This is a genomic window from Bacteroides cellulolyticus, assembly GCF_025567135.1.
In the GTDB taxonomy this organism is placed as follows: domain Bacteria; phylum Bacteroidota; class Bacteroidia; order Bacteroidales; family Bacteroidaceae; genus Phocaeicola; species Phocaeicola cellulolyticus.
The window spans coordinates 25,875-47,024 of the sequence record NZ_JAOQJJ010000018.1; the positions used below are offsets into that span (position 1 = coordinate 25,875).

Sequence of the window (21,150 nt, forward strand, 5' to 3'; positions counted from 1 at the left end):
TAGATTTATTTTATGATTGGTTTATTTCTATAAAAATAGCATCAATATGATTTGTATCATTATCACTCTGGTGAACATACCCAGCGGATATACCGTAGCATAGCTTACCGCAGGATTGTCATTCGGTATAATGTCGTTGGCATAATTCAGTGCCATTGGGTTTGCCATACTTCCGCAAAGCATTCCGCAGGTACTTCCGAAGTCAAGATGGAATATTCTCATTGATACAATTGCCATTATCACTACAGGGATGAATGTGATGGCAAATCCTATGCCTATCCACAGCGCACCTTCAGGTCTCATTACTGTTTCGAAGAAATGCGCTCCGGCATCCAGTCCCAGACATGCCAGATATAATGAAAGTCCGATACCTCTAAGCATGAGATTGGCGCTTCGAGTAGTGTATGTCACCAGGTGCAGGCGCGGACCGTATGCACCAATCAGTATTCCTATTATAATAGGGCCACCGGCAAGGCCTAATTTTACAGGCGAGCTTATTCCCGGTATGCTGATAGGTATTGCCCCGATGATAAGGCCAAGCACTATACCTATGAATATAGATGCCATGTTAGGGTCTTTCAGTGTCTTTACTGTATTTCCAAGCACTTTTTCTACATTCTGTATTGCTGCAGCTTCGCCTACTACCGTCAGTCTGTCTCCCAGTTGAAGTACAAGCCCCGGTGTGGCAAGCAGCTGTACTCCGCTTCGTGTCACACGGCTGATGTTTATACCGTATGAGTTTCTCAGTCTCAGGCTACCCAGTTTCTTTCCGTTTATTTCAGGGCGTGAAATTACTACATGTTTCGAAACCAGCTGGCTGTCTATAGCGTTCCAGTCTATATCTTCCTTGTTCCAATCCCTGTTTTCCTGCTCTCCGAAAAGTATAGTCAGGGTAGGGGCATCTTTTTCTGTAGTGATGACCAGTATCCTGTCGTTTTCCTTCAGAATCTTTTCTGATGTTGGGATACTTACATTTCCGTCTCTCCAGAGTCGTGATATGACAAATTTAGGATAGCTCAACTTTGCTATATCCTGTATGCTCATGTTGAATATTGCCGGGTTGTGAATCTGGAAAGTAGCGATGTAGGTGTGATTGGTGTCGTCGTGGTCATGACTTTCCATATCTTTGGGTCTTACTACTAGCTTTTTCAGTACTACTATTGCCAAAATTACGCCTACAACTCCCAAAGGATATGTGATGGCGCAACTCAGAGCAGCTCCGCTGGTTGGCTCGCCCAGTTGTTTCAATGTTTGCTGTGCCGCACCTAGTGCCGGAGTGTTTGTAGTGGCTCCGCACAAAATACCTGCCATATCCGAAAGCGGAACGGATGCTGTCTTGCTTATTATTACAGCCATTGCCGTACCTATCAATATCACTCCAAGTCCTAGCATATTCAGTTTGTAGCCTCCTTTATGAAAGGAACTGAAGAAGCCTGGACCAACCTGTAGCCCTAATGAATAGACGAATAAAACCAGTCCGAAACTTTCTGCGTAGATAAGCATTTGCGGATCGATGGAAAAGCCTAAATGACCGGCCAGAATCCCGATAAAAAATACGAATGTCACTCCCAGCGAAACTCCGAACAGATGGAGTTTCCCAAATCCCAATCCTATAGCTGTGATAAGCGACAATATAATGACAGCCTGTAAGGCTGAATGCTCAAAAAATAAATCTGTAAACCATTCCATGCCGCAAATTTACACACTTTTTTTGATGAATGTTTATATTATGTTATTTTATTTTTGGCAAGGATTGATAAAAGTATTTCTCTTTATAGTAAAAAAATAACCCTTCCACACTGTGTTGTACAGTAATGAAAGGGTTGGGTTGGTTTAAAGAAATGTATTATTTAAGCGACATAAGTCCCATGACATTAGTCACTTTTTCTGCAAGTTCATCTGTTGGAACAGACTCTATAAGTTTCATCATCAGATCTGTTACGTCTGCGTTCTTGTCAAGAGTAAGAACCTTGTTCAAGTCGTCAATAGCTTCTTCATAGTGTTTTGTATTCATATACATCTCAGCCCTGGTCTTGAAACTTTCGGCATCGTTCGGATTCAGTTCTATTGATTTGTTGATATCGCATATTGCATTGTCCCATTTTTTCAGATTTCCCCAAAGGATACTTCTTGTGTAATATGCAAATGAACGGTATTCCTTGTCGTTTTCCGGAATTAACTCAATGCTTGAGTTTGCAGCTTTCATAGCCAATACTATGTCGTTGCATGCATTGCAGATGAGTGACATATAACAATGCGCATATCCGTTTTCAGGATTACACTCTATTTCTTCGTTTAGAAGTTTATAGGCTGTTTCTATATCACCGTTGTTGAGTGCAGTCACTCCGTTGATATAATTGTCAGATTCCGGACGGTTGATATTTTCTGCGTATGAAGTTCCGCAGAACAACATTATAAATAATAATGTGATAATAGTTTTTCCAGTGGTTTTCATGTCGCTATTTAATTTTAAAGTTTGGTCGCAAAACTATAAAGTTTTATTTTACCTGCAAAGAAAAGCGGACAAAAAATACGATAATATATAAAAAACTTCTATCTTTGTCGCATCTAAATAAATCTAAGACTGAAAATAAACCTTGTTTTGCTATCCGGTGATGGCAATTTATATAGAATGAAAATTTTTAAAACTTGTTATAACCATGAATTCATTAAATCAAATCATTGAAAAATTTCCGGAAATCAAAAATGTAGAGTCAGTCAAACCTTTGACTGCAGGACTTATCAATCAGACTTATCTTGTCACTACACAGGAAGGTATTCCAAACTTTATACTTCAGTGTATAAATCATAATATCTTCAAGAATGTCGATTTATTGCAGAATAACATCGAATGTGTAACAGGACATATCCGCAAGAAGCTTGAAGCTGCTGGTGAAAAGGATCTTGACAGGAAAGTTCTTCGTTTTGCTGTAACAGATAATGGTAAGACATATTATTTTGACGGTGAGAAGTATTGGCGCGCATGCGTGTTCGTTGAAGGTTCTCTTACACTTGATGCCGTTACACCTGAATCATCATATCTTGTCGGACTGAAATTCGGTGAGTTTGAAGCTATGTTGTCCGATCTGCCATGTCAGCTCGAGGAAACAATCCCTGATTTCCATAATATGGAGTTCAGAATGAAACAGCTTCACGATGCTGTTGAGGCTAACGCTGCCGGACGCCTTGACAAGGTACGCGATCTTGTTGCTGAGATAGACAAGGATGCTTACGACATGTGTTGTGCGGAAAGATATTATAGAGAAGGTAAACTTCCTAAACGTATATGCCATTGTGATACTAAAGTCAGCAATATGCTCTTCGACAAGGAGGGAAATGTCCTTTGTATCATCGACCTTGATACAGTAATGTCAAGCTTTGTATTTTCTGATTTCGGTGATTTCCTCCGTTCTGCTGCAAATACAGGTCAGGAAGACGATGAAAATCTTGATAATGTCAAGTTTAATTTTGAAATCTTCAAATCATTTGCAAAAGGATATATTGAATCGGCAAAATGTTTCCTCACTCCGCTTGAGATAGAACTGCTTCCTTATGCCGTAACACTGTTCCCTTATATGCAGGCTGTACGTTTCCTTACAGACTATATTAATGGAGACACTTACTATCAGACTAAATATCCGGAGCATAATTATGTAAGAACGCTTGCGCAGTATAAGCTTTATAAAGAAACTAAGGCTGCAATGGGCGAAATGAAAGATTATATCAATTCTCTTATATAATTAAGTGTCGCACGCAGGTGTTATGTAAAGTTACATCTGCGTGTGAGTATAATCTTCATTATACATTTGCTCTGTTTCAACTGGAAATATGAAAAGAACTTTATCCTTTATATTCCGATATTGCTGTCGGATTGTTCATTGGATATGGTTCTTTTTTGTGTTTTTTAATCATAATGTCGTAGAAGTGCTTCTGAATTGGATTTTTTTCACAAAAAAAATCCCGTTAACGATAACGGGTATTGAAAAAATGTTGTACATTTGCTCCGTATTTGTAAAGTGTGGTTTGCAAAATGAATAATAATATAAAACACCTTGGAATTGTGGAAAGCATAGACGGCTCTCACGTTAGAGTCAAGATTCTTCAGAGTTCGGCGTGCTCGTCGTGCAGTGCTAAAAGTCACTGTAATGTTTCCGAAACCAAGGAAAAGATAATCGATATACATGATAAGGAAAGTGCTGATTGTTGTTCGGTAGGACAGCAGGTAATGGTATGCGGCACTACCTCGATGGGTATGAAAGCCGTTTTACTGGCATTCGTATTGCCTTTCGTTGTGCTCTTTGTTGCCTTGTTTGTTACTATGAGAATTACAGATGGAGATGAGGCTACATCTGCTTTAGTCTCTTTATGCACCCTTATACCTTATTATATAATAATATATCTGTTGAGGAACAAAATCAGTCGCACATTCTCATTTACATTGGAAACAATAAATAATTAATAAACTAACTTTAATTTATGGATTTAATTTTAATTGCAGTAATTTCATTGGGAGCCATCGGCTTGGTTGCAGCAGTAATTCTGTATGCAGCATCTAAGAAATTCGCTGTGTACGAAGATCCGCGAATTGCTCAGGTAAGCGAAGTGCTTCCTCAGGCTAACTGCGGTGGATGTGGTTATCCTGGATGTTCTGGTTTTGCCGCAGCTTGCGTTAAAGCCGGTTCACTTGAAGGTAAACTGTGTCCTGTAGGCGGACAGCCTACAATGGAAAAAGTAGCTGCCATTCTTGGTCTTGAAGCTGCTGCTTCAGAACCTAAGGTAGCTGTAGTGAGATGTAACGGTACATGTGCCAACCGTCCTAAACTTACTAAGTATGACGGTGTACGCTCATGTGTAGTGGCTAACTCTACTTACGGTGGAGAGTCAGGATGTACATTCGGATGTCTTGGCTGTGGTGACTGTGTGTCGGCTTGTACATTCGGTGCCATCAAGATGAATCCTGAAACAGGACTTCCTGAAGTAGATGAAAGCAAGTGTACTGCCTGCGGTGCTTGTGCCAAGGCATGTCCTCGTTCAATCATCGAAATCCGTCCGAAAGGAAAGAACAACCGCCGTGTTTACGTTCAGTGCGTCAACAAAGATAAGGGTGCAGTTGCCCGCAAGGCTTGTACTGCAGCATGTATCGGTTGCGGCAAGTGTGTCAAGGTATGTCCGTTCGAGGCTATCACTCTTGAAAACAATCTTGCTTACATCGATCCTGCAAAATGTAAGTCATGCCGTAAGTGCGAAATGGAATGTCCTCAGAATGCAATCATTGCTGTGAACTTCCCTCCTAGAAAGGCAAAACCTGCTGAAGAAACTGCTCCAAAGGCTGAAGCTGCCGCTCCTAAAGCAGAGGCAGTAGCTCCAAAGGTTGAAAAACCAGCAACAGAACAGCCAAAAGCAGAAACTCCTGCACAGGAAGCTCCAAAGGCAGAAGCATAATTAATCCGATTAGTAACAATATTAAACGATATAAACGTGAAAACATTTAGAATAGGTGGAGTCCATCCGGCAGAAAACAAGTTGTCGGCAGGCAAGGCGATAGAAACGCTTGCCCTCCCCAAACAGGCTGTTTTCCCTTTGTCTCAGCATATAGGCGCACCGGCTACAGCCATCGTAAAGAAGGGTGATGTAGTGAAGGTTGGTACTAAGATTGCCGAAGCAGGCGGTTTCGTTTCGGCTGCTATTTACTCTTCAGTATCAGGTAAGGTGAACAAGGTGGACAGCGTTATTGATGCCAGCGGTTACCGCAAACCGGCTATCTTCATCGATGTGGAAGGCGATGAATGGGAAGAATCAATCGACCGTAGTACTGAACTGGTTAAGGTATGTAATCTTACCCCGGAAGAAATAGTAGCTAAGATCAAGAACGCAGGTGTAGTAGGTATGGGTGGTGCATGTTTCCCAACTCATGTCAAACTTACTCCTCCTCCAGGATGTAAGGCTGAATGCGTTATCATCAACGCTGTAGAGTGTGAGCCTTATCTTACTGCAGACCACCGTCTGATGCTTGAAAAAGCTGACGAAATCTTGGTTGGTGTACAGATTTTAATGAAAGCCGTAAAAGTTGACAAGGCTTACATCGGTATTGAGAACAACAAGCCTGATGCTATCAAGCTGATGACAGAAAAGGCAGCTCAGTACAAAGGTATTGAAGTTGTTCCTCTGAAAGTTAAATATCCTCAGGGAGGTGAAAAACAGCTTATCGATGCTGTTATCGGCCGTCAGGTTCCTGCCCCTCCAGCAATTCCTATCAATGTAGGTGCCGTAGTTCAGAACGTAGGTACAGCATATGCTGTTTACGAAGCTGTACAGAAGAACAAACCGTTGTTCGAACGCGTGGTTACAGTTACTGGTAAATCACTGAAGAATCCTTCAAACTTCCTGACACGTATGGGTACACCGATGAGCCAGCTTATCGAAGCTGCCGGAGGTCTGCCTGAAGATACAGGAAAGGTAATCGGTGGTGGTCCTATGATGGGTAAGGCACTTGCCAATACTGAAGTTCCTATCTGCAAGGGTAGTTCAGGTGTTCTTATCATGAACGATAAGGAAGCTTCACGTGCAGAGGCTATGCCATGTATCCGTTGTGCAAAATGTGTAAACGCATGTCCTATGGGACTTGAACCGTTCCTTCTGGCTACATGCTCTGCTCATGGCGACTGGGAACGCGTAGAGAAAGAAATGATTATGTCATGTATAGAGTGTGGTTCATGTCAGTTCACATGTCCTTCACGCCGTCCAATGCTTGACTATATCCGTTTAGGTAAAGGCAAAGTAGGTGCGATTATCCGTGCACGCAATGCTAAAAAATAATCAATCGAAATTTATCGAATAACTATGGCTAATAAATTAATAGTATCTTTATCACCCCATGTACACAGCGGCGACAGCGTACAGAAAAACATGTACGGTGTAATCATAGCCTTGATACCTGCTTTGCTCGTGTCATTCTATATGTTCGGTCTTGGGGCTGTAATCGTTACGCTCACATCTGTTGCAGCGTGCTTGTTCTTCGAATGGGCGATTACCAAGTTCATTCTGAAACGCGAACGTACAACCATACTCGACGGTTCGGCAGCACTTACAGGTCTGCTTCTTGCCTTCAACCTTCCGTCAAACCTTCCTTTGTGGATTATCATCATCGGTGCCCTTGTAGCAATCGGTATCGGTAAGATGACTTTCGGCGGATTGGGATGCAACCCTTTCAATCCTGCATTGGTTGGACGTATCTTCCTGCTTATCTCTTTCCCTGTACAGATGACTTCATGGCCGGTAGCTGGTCAACTTACAGCTTATACAGATGCAGAAACAGCAGCTACTCCACTCGCTCTTATGAAAATGGCTGTAAACGGTGACGCTGCTGCTCTCGAACAGCTTCCTTCTACTATGGACCTGTTCCTCGGTAACAATCCGGGATGTATCGGTGAAATCAGTGCATTGGCATTGCTGTTGGGTCTGGTATATATGTTGTGGAAGAAAATCATCACATGGCATATTCCAGTGTCTATCATCGCTACAGTATTCGTATTCGCTACACTGCTGAACCTGGTTGACCCTGCAAAATATGCCGACGGACTTACTCATCTGTTCACCGGTGGTCTTATGCTGGGTGCCATCTTTATGGCTACAGACTATGTTACATCGCCTATGAACCACAAAGGCATGATTATCTACGGTATTGCCATAGGTTTCCTAACAGTACTTATCCGTACTTTCGGTGCCTATCCGGAAGGTATGTCGTTCGCTATCTTCATCATGAACGCATTCACTCCGCTAATCAATACTTATTGCAAACCTAAAAGATTCGGGGAGGTAGTAAAGAAATGAAAAAGCTAGAATCATCATTGAAGAATATGGCTCTCGCCCTGACAGGTTTCTCTGTAGTGGCAGGAGCAATATTGGGCTGGGTGAATAAGGTGACTGCCGAACCTATAGCACAGGCCAATGCAAAGACATTGAGCGACGCTATAGCAGTAGTAGTTCCAGGTTTCGACAATAACCCTGCGGAAGCTCCTGAAACAATCGATGTTGACGGTGTTTCATATAAAATTTACAAGGCTACAAAAGGTGGCGAGTTTATTGGTGCTGCAGTAGAATCTTCATCTATGGGATTCGGTGGCGAACTGAAAGTCCTTGTTGGTTTCGATGTTGAAGGAAACATCATCGACTATTCATTGTTGAGCCACGCAGAAACTCCGGGACTGGGTTCCAAGGCTGCCGACTGGTTCAAGAAAGGTGCCAAAGGCGATATCACAGGCAAGAATCCTGGCGAAGCTCCTTTGGTTGTGTCAAAGGACGGTGGTCAGATAGATGCCATCACTGCTTCTACTATCACTACAAGAGCATTCCTTGCTGCAGTGAACAGCGCATACGGCGCATACAAGAACCAGCATGTTGACGGTACAAGCGGTGCAACTCAGCAGGCTGCTGCCGAAGAGAAAACTGAAAATGTAGAAAACAAATAAACAGGAGAGGAGTAAGATTATGAATAATTTTAAAGTATTGATGAACGGAATCGTTAAGGAAAATCCTACTTTCGTTCTCCTTTTGGGTATGTGTCCTACTTTGGGTACAACATCTTCTGCCATCAACGGTATGGGTATGGGACTCGCTACAATGTTCGTGCTTATATGTTCAAACATTGTAATCTCTTCTATCAAGAAACTTGTGCCTGACATGGTTCGTATTCCTATCTTCATCGTGGTCATAGCATCATTCGTGACAGTATTGCAGATGGTAATGCAGGCATACGTTCCTGCCCTCTACGCTACTTTGGGTCTGTTCATTCCGCTTATCGTGGTGAACTGTATCCTTCTTGGCCGTGCTGAGGCTTTTGCTGCAAAGAACAATCCTATAGCTTCACTGTTCGACGGACTTGGTATGGGACTTGGTTTCACTATCGCGCTGACATTGCTCGGCGGTGTACGTGAATTCCTCGGAACAGGCAAGATTTTCAATATCGCAATCATGCCGGAAGAATACGGTATGCTGATATTCGTTCTTGCACCGGGTGCCTTCATCGTATTGGGCTATCTGATTGCTATTGTAAACCGCTTGAAGAAAGCATAACCCTTAAAAGAGTTTTTATATGGAATATATATTGATATTTATTACAGCTATATTTGTGAACAACATCGTGTTGTCACAGTTCCTTGGTATCTGCCCTTTCCTGGGAGTATCAAAGAAAGTTGAAACAGCTATGGGTATGGGTGCGGCAGTAGCATTCGTGTTGGTTCTTGCGACTATCGTTACTTACGTTATCCAGAAGTTTGTCCTCGATGCTTTCGGACTGGGATATCTTCAGACTATAGCTTTCATCCTTGTCATCGCTGCATTGGTTCAGATGGTTGAGATTATCCTTAAAAAGGTTTCTCCATCTCTTTATCAGGCATTGGGAGTGTTCCTGCCTCTTATTACAACTAACTGCTGTATTCTTGGTGTTACAATCCTCGTAATCCAGAACGACTTCGATTTGCTTACAGGTGTTGTTTATGCTTTTTCTACAGCATTAGGTTTTGCACTTGCTCTTATAGTATTTGCAGGAATCCGCGAGCAACTCAGCCTCGTAAACATACCGAAAGGTATGCAGGGAATGTCTATAGCCCTTGTTACAGCAGGTTTGCTGGCTATGGCATTTATGGGCTTCTCAGGTGTCGATAAAGGTCTTGCAGCATTGTTTGGAATATAATACGGAAACAATATTGTATCTTTGAAAATCCGGTATCTCCCCAGATACCGGATTTTTTTATATATTTTCCATTAATTTGATAGCATTCTGAATATTATTTATTATATTTGCTCGAAATAAGTCTAAAACTTTATTATACAGAAAAATATAAAAACCTTTAATTATGAAAAAAAGAATTCTGGTTGCCGGTGGTACAGGCTACATCGGTTCTCACACAGTTGTTGAATTGCAGAACAACGGTTATGAAGTAATCATCGTAGATAATCTTTCAAACTCAAGAGCTGATGTAGTTGACAGCATCGAACAGATTACAGGCATTCGTCCAGCTTTCGAAAAAGTAGATTGCCTTGACTATGAAGGTATGGATGCTGTTTTCACAAAATATCCTGGTATAGAAGGTATTATTCACTTCGCAGCAAGCAAGGCTGTAGGCGAATCTGTACAGAAACCTTTGCTTTATTATCGTAACAATCTTGTTTCTTTGATAAATATACTTGAGCTGATGCCTAAGCATGGTGTGAAAGGAATTATCTTCTCATCATCATGTACAGTATATGGACAGCCTGATGTATTGCCTGTAACAGAAGCTGCTCCAATCAAGAAGGCAGAATCTCCATACGGAAATACAAAGCAGATCAACGAAGAAATCATCGACGATACAATTGCTTCAGGTTCTCCTATCAAGGCTATCAAACTTCGTTATTTCAACCCTATTGGTGCGCATCCATCTGCACTTATCGGTGAATTGCCTAACGGTGTTCCACAGAATCTTGTACCGTTCCTCACTCAGACAGCTATGGGTATCCGTGAAAAATTGAGCGTATTCGGTGATGACTACGATACTCCTGACGGCTCTTGTATCCGTGACTACATTTATGTAGTTGACCTTGCTAAGGCTCACGTAATAGCAATGAACCGTATCCTTGAAGGTAAGCAGAAACAGCCTTCAGAAGTATTCAATGTAGGTACAGGTCGTGGCTTGTCAGTTCTTGAGCTTATCAATGCATTTGAATCATCTACAGGAGTGAAACTTAATTATCAGATTGCTCCTCGCCGTGCAGGTGATATCGTTAAGGTATGGGCAGATCCTTCTTATGCTAATAATGAACTTGGCTGGAAAGCTGAAACTTCTATCGAAGACACACTACGCTCTGCATGGAATTGGCAGGTACATTTGCGTGAAAAAGGAATCATGTAATTAAATCAAATAGAATAATAAAACTAATTATAAATAAAACTATCTGAATTGTGTGAATGTATGCGAATATATTCACACAAGTCTGTGCAAACCACAGATATAGTAGTTTTGTCGTGTTTTATTTTGTGTTTGTGTTGTGGCTGTTCTTCGACGTGAGTCGGAGGGCAGCTTTTTTTTTCAGTATTCAATTTAATAAACTGGCAGATATGGATATAGTATTGATCGTTTTTTCGGTATTGTTTATGATTATCGGTCTTCTGGGTTGTATTCTTCCGGCTCTTCCCGGTCCACCGCTTTCATATATAGGTTTTCTGTTGCTTCATTTCACTGATAGGGTTCAGTTTAGTACTACACAGATTCTGATACTGTTGCTTCTGGTTGTAGTAGCACAGGTTATCGATTATTTTATTCCTGTCTTGGGAAGCAAATACAGCGGAGGGACCAAATGGGGGAGTTGGGGCGCTTTTATTGGTTCTGTGGTAGGATTGTTTTTTCTTCCTTGGGGATTGCTTTTAGGTCCTTTTCTCGGAGCAGTGGCAGGCGAACTAATGGGTGATGCCGATATGAAATCAGCATTGCGTTCAGGCACCGGTGCACTAGTAGGATTTCTTTTAGGAACAGTTTTAAAGCTAGCATTATGTATGTATTTTATAGTTCTTCTGATACGTGTACTTATTTGAAATGATATGTTTTCCGTTATCGCACACAATGTTTTTATATCCAATAAATGATATAAATCAAGAAAAGCGGCATTTTTGTTAAAAACATGTTCTTCAATATTGTTTTTATCAATTTTACCCTTACCTTTGCATCGTGGTTGTGAAACCAGTAAGACTTATAAAACTATAAGTTACACAAAATATTAAGGTATTAGATTAGACTTAAGGTAATTATTTAAGGTATTAGGTTAAAGTTATTAGTTTAAAGGTAAAGAGGTTTTTCAAGGAATTAGTTTTTTGGATTAAGGTTAAGAGAGAGAGATTTTTAGTTTTCAGGATTTATGGTTAGGTTTTAATAGGTTTTAGGATTAGTTATAGGTAAAAAGTAAGAAAAGGGATAACGTAAGACTTGAAAAACAAAAGATGAAAAGAACCCTTAATTGGGGGGTTCTTTAGATGGCCGGCGGCATTCACAGATATCTGAATGGCGCCTTTTTTGTCTCCGTATGTTTCCGTTTTAAAAAATAGTCGCTATATTTATATAATATAGGATGCGGTTCGGCATAGCCAAATATGAAAAAACATGTTTTTTCATTTGTCTATGTTCTCACCTTTCGCTATATTTGGGAAAAGCGATTAAACTTAAAATCATATTCTTATGGAAACAGGATTATTTTGGATAGTGCCTGTAGCCTCAATTCTGGCTTTGGTACTTGCCTGGTATTTCTACCGGCAGATGATGAAAGAAAGCGAAGGAACACCTCAGATGCAGAAGATTGCATTACATGTTCGTCAGGGAGCAATGTCATATCTGAAACAGCAGTATACGGTTGTTACTATAGTTTTCATCGTCCTGGTGATATTATTCTCCATTATGGCATACGGTTTCAATCTCCAGAACCACTGGGTTCCCGTGGCTTTTCTTACAGGAGGTTTCTTCTCTGGATTATCAGGCTATCTGGGTATGAAAACAGCCACATACGCTTCTGCACGTACTGCCAATGCCGCGCGTACTTCTCTGAACAGAGGTCTTAGGGTAGCTTTCCGTAGCGGTGCTGTTATGGGGCTTGTGGTTGTCGGCCTTGGTCTCTTCGACATTTCTTTCTGGTATATCCTCCTTGACAGAGTTATAGATGCCGATTCTGCAAATCCTACGGCTAAACTCTGTATGATTACCACTACAATGCTTACATTCGGTATGGGAGCCTCTACGCAAGCTCTGTTTGCCAGAGTTGGAGGAGGTATATACACAAAGGCTGCCGATGTGGGAGCCGACCTTGTAGGTAAGGTTGAAGTGGGAATACCGGAAGACGATCCGCGTAACCCGGCTACCATAGCTGATAATGTGGGCGACAATGTAGGCGACGTGGCAGGTATGGGGGCCGATCTGTACGAATCATACTGCGGCTCAATCCTTGCAACAGCTGCTCTCGGTGCTGCAGCTTTTATCGGTACTGGTGATACTGAAATGCAGTTTAAGGCAGTAATTGCACCTATGCTTATCGCAGCCGTAGGTATCATACTATCTATAATAGGAATTTTTGCAGTACGTACACGCGAAGATGCCGGAATGAAGGATCTGCTCAACTCCCTTTCTGTGGGTACAAACCTCAGTTCAATCCTCATAGTGATTGCCACATTCTTTATCTTATGGATGCTCGACATGAAAAATTGGGTAAACATATCTTTTGCAGTAGTAGTAGGTCTGATAGTAGGTATAATCATCGGACGTTCCACAGAGTATTACACATCACAGTCTTATAAGCCAACCCAGAAACTTTCCGAAAGTGGAAAGACAGGCCCTGCCACAGTCATTATCTCAGGTATAGGTCTTGGAATGGTTTCCACTACTATACCTGTTATAGCAGTCGTGGCCGGAATTATATTGTCCTATTGGCTTGCTTCAGGATTCGATCTTTCTAACATTGGCATGGGCTTGTACGGTATAGGTATAGCCGCAGTAGGAATGCTTTCAACCCTTGGAATAACACTTGCCACTGATGCATACGGACCTATAGCCGACAATGCCGGAGGTAATGCCGAAATGAGTGGTCTTGGAGCAGAAGTCCGCAAGCGTACAGATGCACTTGATTCTTTGGGCAATACTACAGCAGCCACAGGAAAAGGCTTTGCAATAGGTTCAGCAGCACTTACTGGACTGGCTCTTCTTGCATCTTATATAGAAGAAATTAGAATAGGTCTTGAGAGAATAGGTAATACAGTTCTTGAGCTGCCAAACGGAATAAGTGTAGCTATACATGATGCCAGCTTCACCGATTTCATGATATACTATGATGTAACCCTAATGAATCCTAAGGTACTTTCCGGAATGTTTATAGGCAGTATGATGGCATTCCTGTTCTGCGGTCTCACTATGAATGCCGTAGGCCGTGCAGCAGCCCATATGGTAGAAGAAGTGCGCCGTCAGTTCCGCGAGATAAAGGGAATACTCGAAGGTAAGGCAGAACCTGATTATGCGCGCTGCGTACAGATTTCTACCAAAGGAGCTCAGCGTGAGATGGTATTCCCTTCAGTATTGGCAATAGTAGCACCAATAGTTACCGGACTCTTGTTCGGAGTATCAGGAGTTATAGGTCTTCTTATTGGAGGATTGTCATCAGGCTTCGTGCTTGCGGTATTCATGGCAAATGCAGGAGGAGCATGGGACAATGCGAAGAAATATGTGGAAGAAGGCAATTTCGGCGGAAAGGGAAGTGAGGTACATCGTGCCACGGTTGTAGGAGATACAGTAGGCGACCCTTTCAAAGATACATCCGGACCGAGTCTGAATATTCTGATAAAGCTTATGAGTATGGTTGCCATAGTCATGGCAGGGCTTACAGTGGCATGGAGTTTGTTATAGGATAATCAACATATATATTAAATTTATAAACTATGATTTCAGAAAAACTACAGAACGCAATCAATGCGCAGATTACTGCCGAAATGTGGTCAGCTAATCTTTATCTTTCAATGTCTTTCTATCTCCAGAAAGAAGGTTACGACGGATTTGCTTCATGGATGAGAAAACAGTCACAGGAAGAACTTGATCATGCATATAATTTGGCTGATTACCTTATGAAGCGTGGTGGTGAGGCTAAAGTTGACAAAATAGACGTTGTTCCTCAGGGATGGGGTAGTCCACTTGAAGTCTTCGAACATGTTTACAAACACGAATGCCATGTCTCACAACTCATTGACGATCTTGTAAACATCGCTTCCGAAGTGAAAGACAAAGCTTCACAGGATTTCTTGTGGGGATATGTTCGCGAGCAAGTTGAAGAAGAAGCAACAGCTCAGGGTATAGTTGATAAATTGAAACGTTGCGGCGACCACTCAGGCATTCTATACCTGGATGATAAACTTGGACAGCGCAAATAATTTGAGACTACGCAGATAATTTCAGTGCTGCAATTTTGTCAGAGTGACAAAGTTGCAGCACTTTTTTTATATATCCTATTCTCGTATAGTGATGATAACTGTCTATCACTCTTTTTCTGGTGGAAGGAGAGTCGTAAATTCGCTTACCTATCTTATCCACGAGTTGTACGTAGTCCAGATACTGGGATTTTACAAAATCAAATATCAGATTCTGTCCATTTGCGTTGCCGCAATAAATGATAACATCTGCATCGTAGAGAGCTATTTGCTTTTTTACTCAGCCCATGTATCCCTTTGTCATAGTCTTCCCCGATTCTCGGCCTAAAAAAATATTTACCCATGCTTTGCATTCTTTCTTTTAAGTATTATTGCTTGCTATTGATACAAAAGTAATACAATGTTCATAATATGGATGTTTATGATAAAAGTAAAATCTGATTTTTATAGATGGATTTGACTTTTTTATTAAGCTATGCCCGGATTTGGCATATCTTCCTATGCAATTTTGTGGCATAAAACAGAATGATATGGAAAAAACTTTGATTCAATTGATTAAGGCAGCAGCTTCAAAACTGCATGACAGTAAGCTTAAAGGATTGGAAGGAAAGGAAATGGTATTATTGCTTGAGTTATTGAAAGAAAACATAGGTTTGGACAATAGAAATGAAGCGATAATTTTTACAGCAATGTTCGACCGCAGTTGTAGCGGTAAAAATTCTGGTATTGAGGATCTTGCATCTTATTTCAACTGTACACAGTTGGATATAATGGAGTATTTGCCATCACTAAAATCATTGCAGAAGAAAGGGTATATATTACAGACCAACCTTAACGAATGCCGTATAGTACGTCATAACTATATGGTTACTAATTATGTTATAAACTGCATACTGGAGAATAACAGACCGGAATACAGGAAGATACATCTACTTGATAAAGAGTTCGACAAGTATGATTTCTGCAAATTGGTGAATTCTCAGATTCATGACGGAGATGTCACAGCAGAGGTATTATTTCAGTTTGTAGAGTCACTTGAAGATGATAATTGTGAGATGCAGATAGTAAAAGATTTAAGAACTATTATTCCCGATATTCACTCTCGCACAATGTTTTATGAGATATGTTATGATTTTTTTAATCACGACGGATATGGGCGTTCGTCTTTAAGCAATATTCTGTCGGAAATGTATGAAGTGTTTGGGTATCAATTTCGCGAGCGTAAACTATTTCTTGAAGGTACGCACCCCCTTATACAGGCTGATTTGGTAGAAATATTAGGTGATTATGACGATATAATTCTGACAGACACCGGGAAACATCTTTTTTTTGGAGATGACTATAGAGTATTTGGAAAACAGTTTTCGGAGCTAAACAGATATTCTTTTGTGCGTACTGTTAAAGATTATATTTATAGTAATGAACATAATATAGAAAATAAACGAGTACTCACTAAATTGTCTGCAAAGATTGAAACACTGGAAGATTATAATTCAAGCCTTACATGTATTAGAAACATAAAAGAGTTGGTTCCGGAAGAAGACTATCGTGCATTATTCTATATGATTTGTAATGCCTGTGTAAATAATGATGTGATTAATATTAATAGTGAACTCGTCAGACTTTATCCGATAAAAGAAAGAAATGAAAACATTAAACTTTTCAAAGAAGAACAGCATAAACTCCAGCGACTTGAACTTGTAGAGATGGTTGCTAAGAGCAGTCTTTTCGGAGAATATACAGTCCTTCAACTTACTGACAAAGCCAAACAGCTTTATTTTGAGGAAGATGCAGAGTTTTACATAATGAAATCTGACAACAAAGATTTTATTTCAGCATCTGCTATAAAGGAAAAGAGACTGTTCTTTTCAAATAAAGAAAGTGAACAACTCTCGATGGTTTGTGAGGCACAGTCTGAGAGTAATTATAAATCATTGGTTGACAAGCTTGAAGCAAAAGGATTGCCAAAAGGTATTGCTGTACTGTTATATGGAGCTCCAGGAACAGGAAAGACAGAGTCAGTAATGCAATGGGCAAGAAAAACAGGTCGCGATATCATACATGTTGACATCAGTGCTTCAAAAAGCATGTGGTATGGCGAAAGTGAGAAAATAGTAAAAGATATTTTCAACCGTTATAGAAAGGCATGTAAGCGTTCCAAAGTCAAACCTATATTGCTTTTCAACGAGGCGGATGCAATATTCTCCAAACGCCGTGATATATCTGGAGGAAACAGTGTTGACCAGACAGAGAACACGATTCAGAACATTATCCTTGAGGAAATGGAGAAACTTGATGGTATTCTGATAGCTACTACTAATCTGGCAGATAATCTTGACAAAGCTTTCGAACGAAGATTTCTTTTCAAAATTATTGCTGTCCGATAAAATCGATTAAATATAAAAAATGCCGCTCGGCCATTGTATATTCAATGGTCGAGTATTATTTTTCTATTCCAAGCCCTATCAAAAAATAGACAATTGACAATCTTCTTTCTGATTTACGTCCAAAAGCGTTTCCCAATCCTTTTCCGGATGGTTGAAAAGGCTGTAGAAATCCACATAATACATAAGTGTAATCCTCATCATGGTTGCAAGACCGGAGAAGCTCCAGGAACGAGTCAGTCCCTTTTTCATTACCATAAGCAGCAGGTTGGCTATAAGTGTCACCCAAATCTGTATTTTGATAGCATTTGCACTTTCCCCATAAAAATATTTCAAGGGGAAGTTCTGTTTTATCTGCTTGAACAGCAGTTCTATCTCCCAACGTTTGCGGTAGATTTCTATAATCTCGTTCGGATCAGATTCCATATCGTTTGTAAGCAATGAAACCAGTTTGTGTTTTTTAATATCAACATAGGTAATGATACGGGCATGATGAATCATAATTGTACCATCCTTTAACATTTTTGAGAATGTCACATTTTGTATACGTACCTCCATAAGGCCTTTATCTGTCTGGTACATACAGTCTTCTATAATGTTGTATTTCAGGTTTTTCTTCATTTTTGTCACATACAAGACCTCTCTTTGCGTGAGTGTTTCCAGCTTCTCATAATCAATGTATGCACGGTCCATGGTAATTATGTCACCTTTGTTCAGTGCTGACGGTCTCAACATGAAAGAATCGTTGGTTGCTGCCGAAGTGAACTTTATGTCTGAGGGTACTCCCTCGTTGGCATGTATGACAGTATGTACCTTTATACCTCCTTTCTTCTTGCCGGTCTTGGGATGACGCCCCACACCTTTGAACAGTAGATTGGAGAACAGGGTGATGGTGGTGGAATCAATAATCTGAAGATGCTTCATCCAGGCTGTATCCCTGTTTTTACGGCTGTCCGAGGAAAGTACATTTCTGTATGTGGTGTATAAGTCACGATAGATGGACTCAAATATGATTTCCGGACGGCGTTTGTTGGCATCGGAAAGTGTACTGCGCGAAGGCATGGTCGTTATACCCAGATGACAAAGTTTGCGGGCTTCTGCCTGTATGGAAGCCATTATCTCACGCAAGGAATCAAAACGCATAATGATGGCGTAGAGCATAACAACAAGATGTGTCCATCCATCGAATCGTTTCACATAGTGTTCACCGCCATATTTACGGCTTATCTGAAGAATTTTTGATTTATCAAGTAATTTTATGACCTGACTATAGAGCGGCTGTCCGCTAAAATGTATACTTTTGCCCATAGTTGGATTAATTTTGTTTGGCGACAGAAATCTAACAAAAATAGGCTGACCTCGCAAATGAAGTCAGCCTTATTTTTATGCCTTAGATAAATTTTTATCGGACAGCAATATTTTGGAATAGTCTTAGGAAAAAGATGGAAGGTAAAGGCTATAAAGTAGCTCCTGCCCCTAAAAACAGCAATTATATTATTGCTTCTGATGATATGGTAGAAAACTATTATAGAAACAACAGGGACAATCACTACGGGTTTGAGTTTAAAATAGGAGATTATAAAGATTCAGATATTTTATATGCTGTCAGAATGCATACTCCTATAAAATGCGGCTTCCTTGCCAGAAAGAAAAATATTGAGAATACCGGAAATGGAAAGTGTGACTACGTTCCAATAACAGATTACAAGGACTATGAGGATTTGATGGCGAACTTTAAAATGTCTTTTTATGAGAAAGACCAGCGTGGATGGTATCTGGCCTATGGAAATCTCCATAAGAAATTTAACTTTAGGGATATGGACAGCGAGACATTGGAAAATCTAATATCGCTGGATGAAAGTCTGGATAATGTTGTGGAAAGGATATGTTCTGACATTGATGCAATGAGCGACATTCTTAATACACTTCGCAAATCATAAAATATCTGACATTATCCCTTTTCGCAAAAAGAATTCTCTCACATAAATATTATCTTTATAGAGATATTGTTATTACCTTTGCCCCCCGTAATTTAAGATCTATGAAAATTTAATACAATAAAAAACTATAATTATGGAATTGATTGAAAACCTGTTTATGGGTTATCCCAATTTATGGGGAGGGGGAGTGGCGCACTCCGTACTTATTCTGTCATTGGTAATAACGATAGGTATTGCGCTTGGTAAAGTAAAGGTGGCCGGTGTTTCTTTGGGTATCACATGGATACTTTTCGTCGGAATTATCTTCGGACATTTCAATATGAATCTTGATGAACACCTGCTCCATTTTCTCAAGGAGTTCGGACTTATTCTGTTCGTCTATTCAATAGGTCTTCAGGTTGGTCCGGGTTTCTTCTCTGCGTTCAAGAAAGGAGGTCTCACACTCAATATGGTGGCGATGACAGTTGTCTTTTCCGGTGTAATTCTGGCAATAGTACTTCATTTTGTATCCGGAGTGCCTATCACAACTATGGTTGGTATTCTTTCCGGTGCCGTAACCAATACACCGGGTCTTGGTGCCGCACAACAGGCAAACAGCGACCTCAACGGTGTTGATGCTCCAGAAATAGCATTAGGTTATGCTGTGGCATACCCGCTTGGTGTAATCGGATGTATCCTTTCTCTCTGGGGACTGAGATATATTCTTCGCGTTAAGCTTGATACAGAAGAAACTGATGCCAAACGCGGTTTGGGACATCTTCAGGAACTGACTGTACGACCTGTTACCATCGAGATACATAATGAGTCTGTAATAGGAAAGAAACTCCGTGATATACATCCTCTGGTGAAGAGATATTTCGTTGTTTCACACATATATCATGCAGATACAGGAACAGTGGAAATGGCAGGTGCCGATACTGTATTGAACCTGAATGACAAGATTCTTCTTACATCTGCTCCGGTTGATATTGATGCCATAACAGTATTCCTTGGCTGTCAGGTAGAGATGAACTGGGACAATGAAGAAGCCGACCTTGTAACTAGAAGTGTCGTTATTACCCGTTCAGAGGTAAATGGCAAGATGCTTTCACAGCTCAAAATCAGAAACAGTTTTGGAGCCAATGTAGTAAGAGTAAACCGTTCGGGAGTAGATTTGGTTCCTTCACCAAATCTTCAGCTCCAGATAGGCGACCGTGTTATGATTGTCGGTAATGAGCTTGCAGTAGGTCAGACAGAGAAAGTTCTCGGTAACTCGTTGAAGCAGCTTAACCATCCTAACCTTATTCCTATATTCCTAGGTATAGCTTTGGGATGTATTCTTGGTAGTATTCCATTTGTTTTCCCCGGTATCCCTCAGCCTGTTAAGTTAGGTCTGGCAGGAGGTCCGCTAATTGTATCTATATTGATCAGCCGTTTCGGCCCTCAGTACAAACTGATAACCTATACCACCATGAGTGCCAATCTGATGGTTCGCGAGATAGGTCTTTCACTATTCCTTGCCTGTGTAGGTTTGGGAGCCGGAGCAGGATTTGTCGATACTATAGTTCATCACGGAGGATATGTATGGATAGGATATGGAGTTATAATTACCGTAATGCCTTTGATCATAGCCGGACTTGTAGGCCGTTATGTTTTCAAACTCAACTATTATACCCTTATCGGAGTCCTCTCCGGAGCGACAACCAATCCGCCTGCACTTGCATATTCCAACGACCAGACATCATGCGATGCTCCTGCAGTAGGATATGCCACAGTCTATCCGCTTACTATGTTCCTTCGTGTCCTCACGGCGCAGTTGCTGATTTTATCATTGGCATAAATGTATATTTGTTTCCTAAATGCAAGAAAATGTGTATCTTTGCATCGTTTTTTCGAAAAATGATAAATAAATATACATAAA

Annotated in this window: 18 protein-coding genes; 15 read left to right on the forward strand and 3 right to left on the reverse strand. The window is 40.7% G+C overall.

What is annotated here, in order from left to right; genetic code table 11:
- Positions 1–27 precede the first annotated feature (27 nt).
- Positions 28–1,689: a putative transporter gene (locus OCV82_RS12940; protein WP_154044781.1), complete on the reverse strand. Its 1,662-nt coding sequence runs from the start codon at positions 1,687–1,689 to the stop codon at positions 28–30.
- 157 nt (positions 1,690–1,846) lie between these two features.
- Positions 1,847–2,455 (reverse strand): tetratricopeptide repeat protein, encoded by a 609-nt coding sequence (locus OCV82_RS12945; RefSeq protein WP_154044782.1) that lies wholly within the window; start codon positions 2,453–2,455, stop codon positions 1,847–1,849.
- A gap of 205 nt (positions 2,456–2,660) precedes the next feature.
- Between OCV82_RS12945 and OCV82_RS12950 the strand changes: the two genes are divergently transcribed.
- The 13 genes from OCV82_RS12950 (at position 2,661) to OCV82_RS13010 (ending at position 17,313) form a co-directional block, all read left to right on the forward strand.
- Complete coding sequence (locus OCV82_RS12950; protein WP_154044783.1) at positions 2,661–3,740, forward strand: phosphotransferase enzyme family protein; 1,080 nt, start codon at positions 2,661–2,663, stop codon at positions 3,738–3,740.
- A 290-nt stretch (positions 3,741–4,030) separates the two neighbouring features.
- Positions 4,031–4,459, forward strand: coding sequence for a SoxR reducing system RseC family protein (locus OCV82_RS12955; protein ID WP_154044784.1), 429 nt, complete (start codon positions 4,031–4,033; stop codon positions 4,457–4,459).
- 17 nt (positions 4,460–4,476) lie between these two features.
- Positions 4,477–5,442 (forward strand): Fe-S cluster domain-containing protein, encoded by a 966-nt coding sequence (locus OCV82_RS12960; protein ID WP_154044785.1) that lies wholly within the window; start codon positions 4,477–4,479, stop codon positions 5,440–5,442.
- Between the two features lie 36 nt (positions 5,443–5,478).
- On the forward strand, positions 5,479–6,816 hold the full coding sequence (gene rsxC / locus OCV82_RS12965; protein ID WP_154044786.1) for an electron transport complex subunit RsxC: 1,338 nt from the start codon (positions 5,479–5,481) through the stop codon (positions 6,814–6,816).
- A gap of 24 nt (positions 6,817–6,840) precedes the next feature.
- On the forward strand, positions 6,841–7,830 hold the full coding sequence (locus OCV82_RS12970) for an RnfABCDGE type electron transport complex subunit D (RefSeq protein ID WP_154044787.1): 990 nt from the start codon (positions 6,841–6,843) through the stop codon (positions 7,828–7,830).
- On the forward strand, positions 7,827–8,468 hold the full coding sequence (locus OCV82_RS12975) for an RnfABCDGE type electron transport complex subunit G (RefSeq protein WP_154044788.1): 642 nt from the start codon (positions 7,827–7,829) through the stop codon (positions 8,466–8,468). The genes OCV82_RS12970 and OCV82_RS12975 overlap by 4 nt, the downstream gene beginning before the upstream one ends.
- A 19-nt stretch (positions 8,469–8,487) precedes the next feature.
- Positions 8,488–9,072, forward strand: coding sequence for an electron transport complex subunit RsxE (gene rsxE, locus OCV82_RS12980; RefSeq protein WP_154044789.1), 585 nt, complete (start codon positions 8,488–8,490; stop codon positions 9,070–9,072).
- Between the two features lie 19 nt (positions 9,073–9,091).
- Positions 9,092–9,691, forward strand: a complete 600-nt coding sequence (rsxA, locus tag OCV82_RS12985; RefSeq protein WP_154044790.1) for an electron transport complex subunit RsxA — start codon at positions 9,092–9,094, stop codon at positions 9,689–9,691.
- 163 nt (positions 9,692–9,854) lie between these two features.
- Positions 9,855–10,889, forward strand: coding sequence for a UDP-glucose 4-epimerase GalE (gene galE, locus OCV82_RS12990; protein ID WP_154044791.1), 1,035 nt, complete (start codon positions 9,855–9,857; stop codon positions 10,887–10,889).
- 206 nt (positions 10,890–11,095) lie between these two features.
- Positions 11,096–11,569: a DUF456 domain-containing protein gene (locus tag OCV82_RS12995; protein WP_154044792.1), complete on the forward strand. Its 474-nt coding sequence runs from the start codon at positions 11,096–11,098 to the stop codon at positions 11,567–11,569.
- A gap of 637 nt (positions 11,570–12,206) precedes the next feature.
- Positions 12,207–14,411, forward strand: a complete 2,205-nt coding sequence (locus tag OCV82_RS13000; RefSeq protein ID WP_154044793.1) for a sodium-translocating pyrophosphatase — start codon at positions 12,207–12,209, stop codon at positions 14,409–14,411.
- Between the two features lie 32 nt (positions 14,412–14,443).
- Positions 14,444–14,929, forward strand: a complete 486-nt coding sequence (locus OCV82_RS13005; RefSeq protein WP_154044794.1) for a ferritin — start codon at positions 14,444–14,446, stop codon at positions 14,927–14,929.
- 527 nt (positions 14,930–15,456) lie between these two features.
- Positions 15,457–17,313, forward strand: coding sequence for an ATP-binding protein (locus OCV82_RS13010; protein WP_262543697.1), 1,857 nt, complete (start codon positions 15,457–15,459; stop codon positions 17,311–17,313).
- A gap of 78 nt (positions 17,314–17,391) precedes the next feature.
- Here OCV82_RS13010 and OCV82_RS13015 read toward each other — a convergent pair whose 3' ends face one another.
- Positions 17,392–18,618 carry an IS4 family transposase gene (locus tag OCV82_RS13015; protein ID WP_154044795.1) on the reverse strand — a complete coding sequence of 409 codons (1,227 nt, stop codon included), beginning with the start codon at positions 18,616–18,618 and terminating at the stop codon, positions 17,392–17,394.
- 134 nt (positions 18,619–18,752) lie between these two features.
- Between OCV82_RS13015 and OCV82_RS13020 the strand changes: the two genes are divergently transcribed.
- Positions 18,753–19,250: a hypothetical protein gene (locus OCV82_RS13020; RefSeq protein ID WP_154044796.1), complete on the forward strand. Its 498-nt coding sequence runs from the start codon at positions 18,753–18,755 to the stop codon at positions 19,248–19,250.
- A 133-nt stretch (positions 19,251–19,383) separates the two neighbouring features.
- Positions 19,384–21,069 (forward strand): putative transporter, encoded by a 1,686-nt coding sequence (locus OCV82_RS13025; RefSeq protein ID WP_154044797.1) that lies wholly within the window; start codon positions 19,384–19,386, stop codon positions 21,067–21,069.
- Positions 21,070–21,150: the final 81 nt, after the last annotated feature.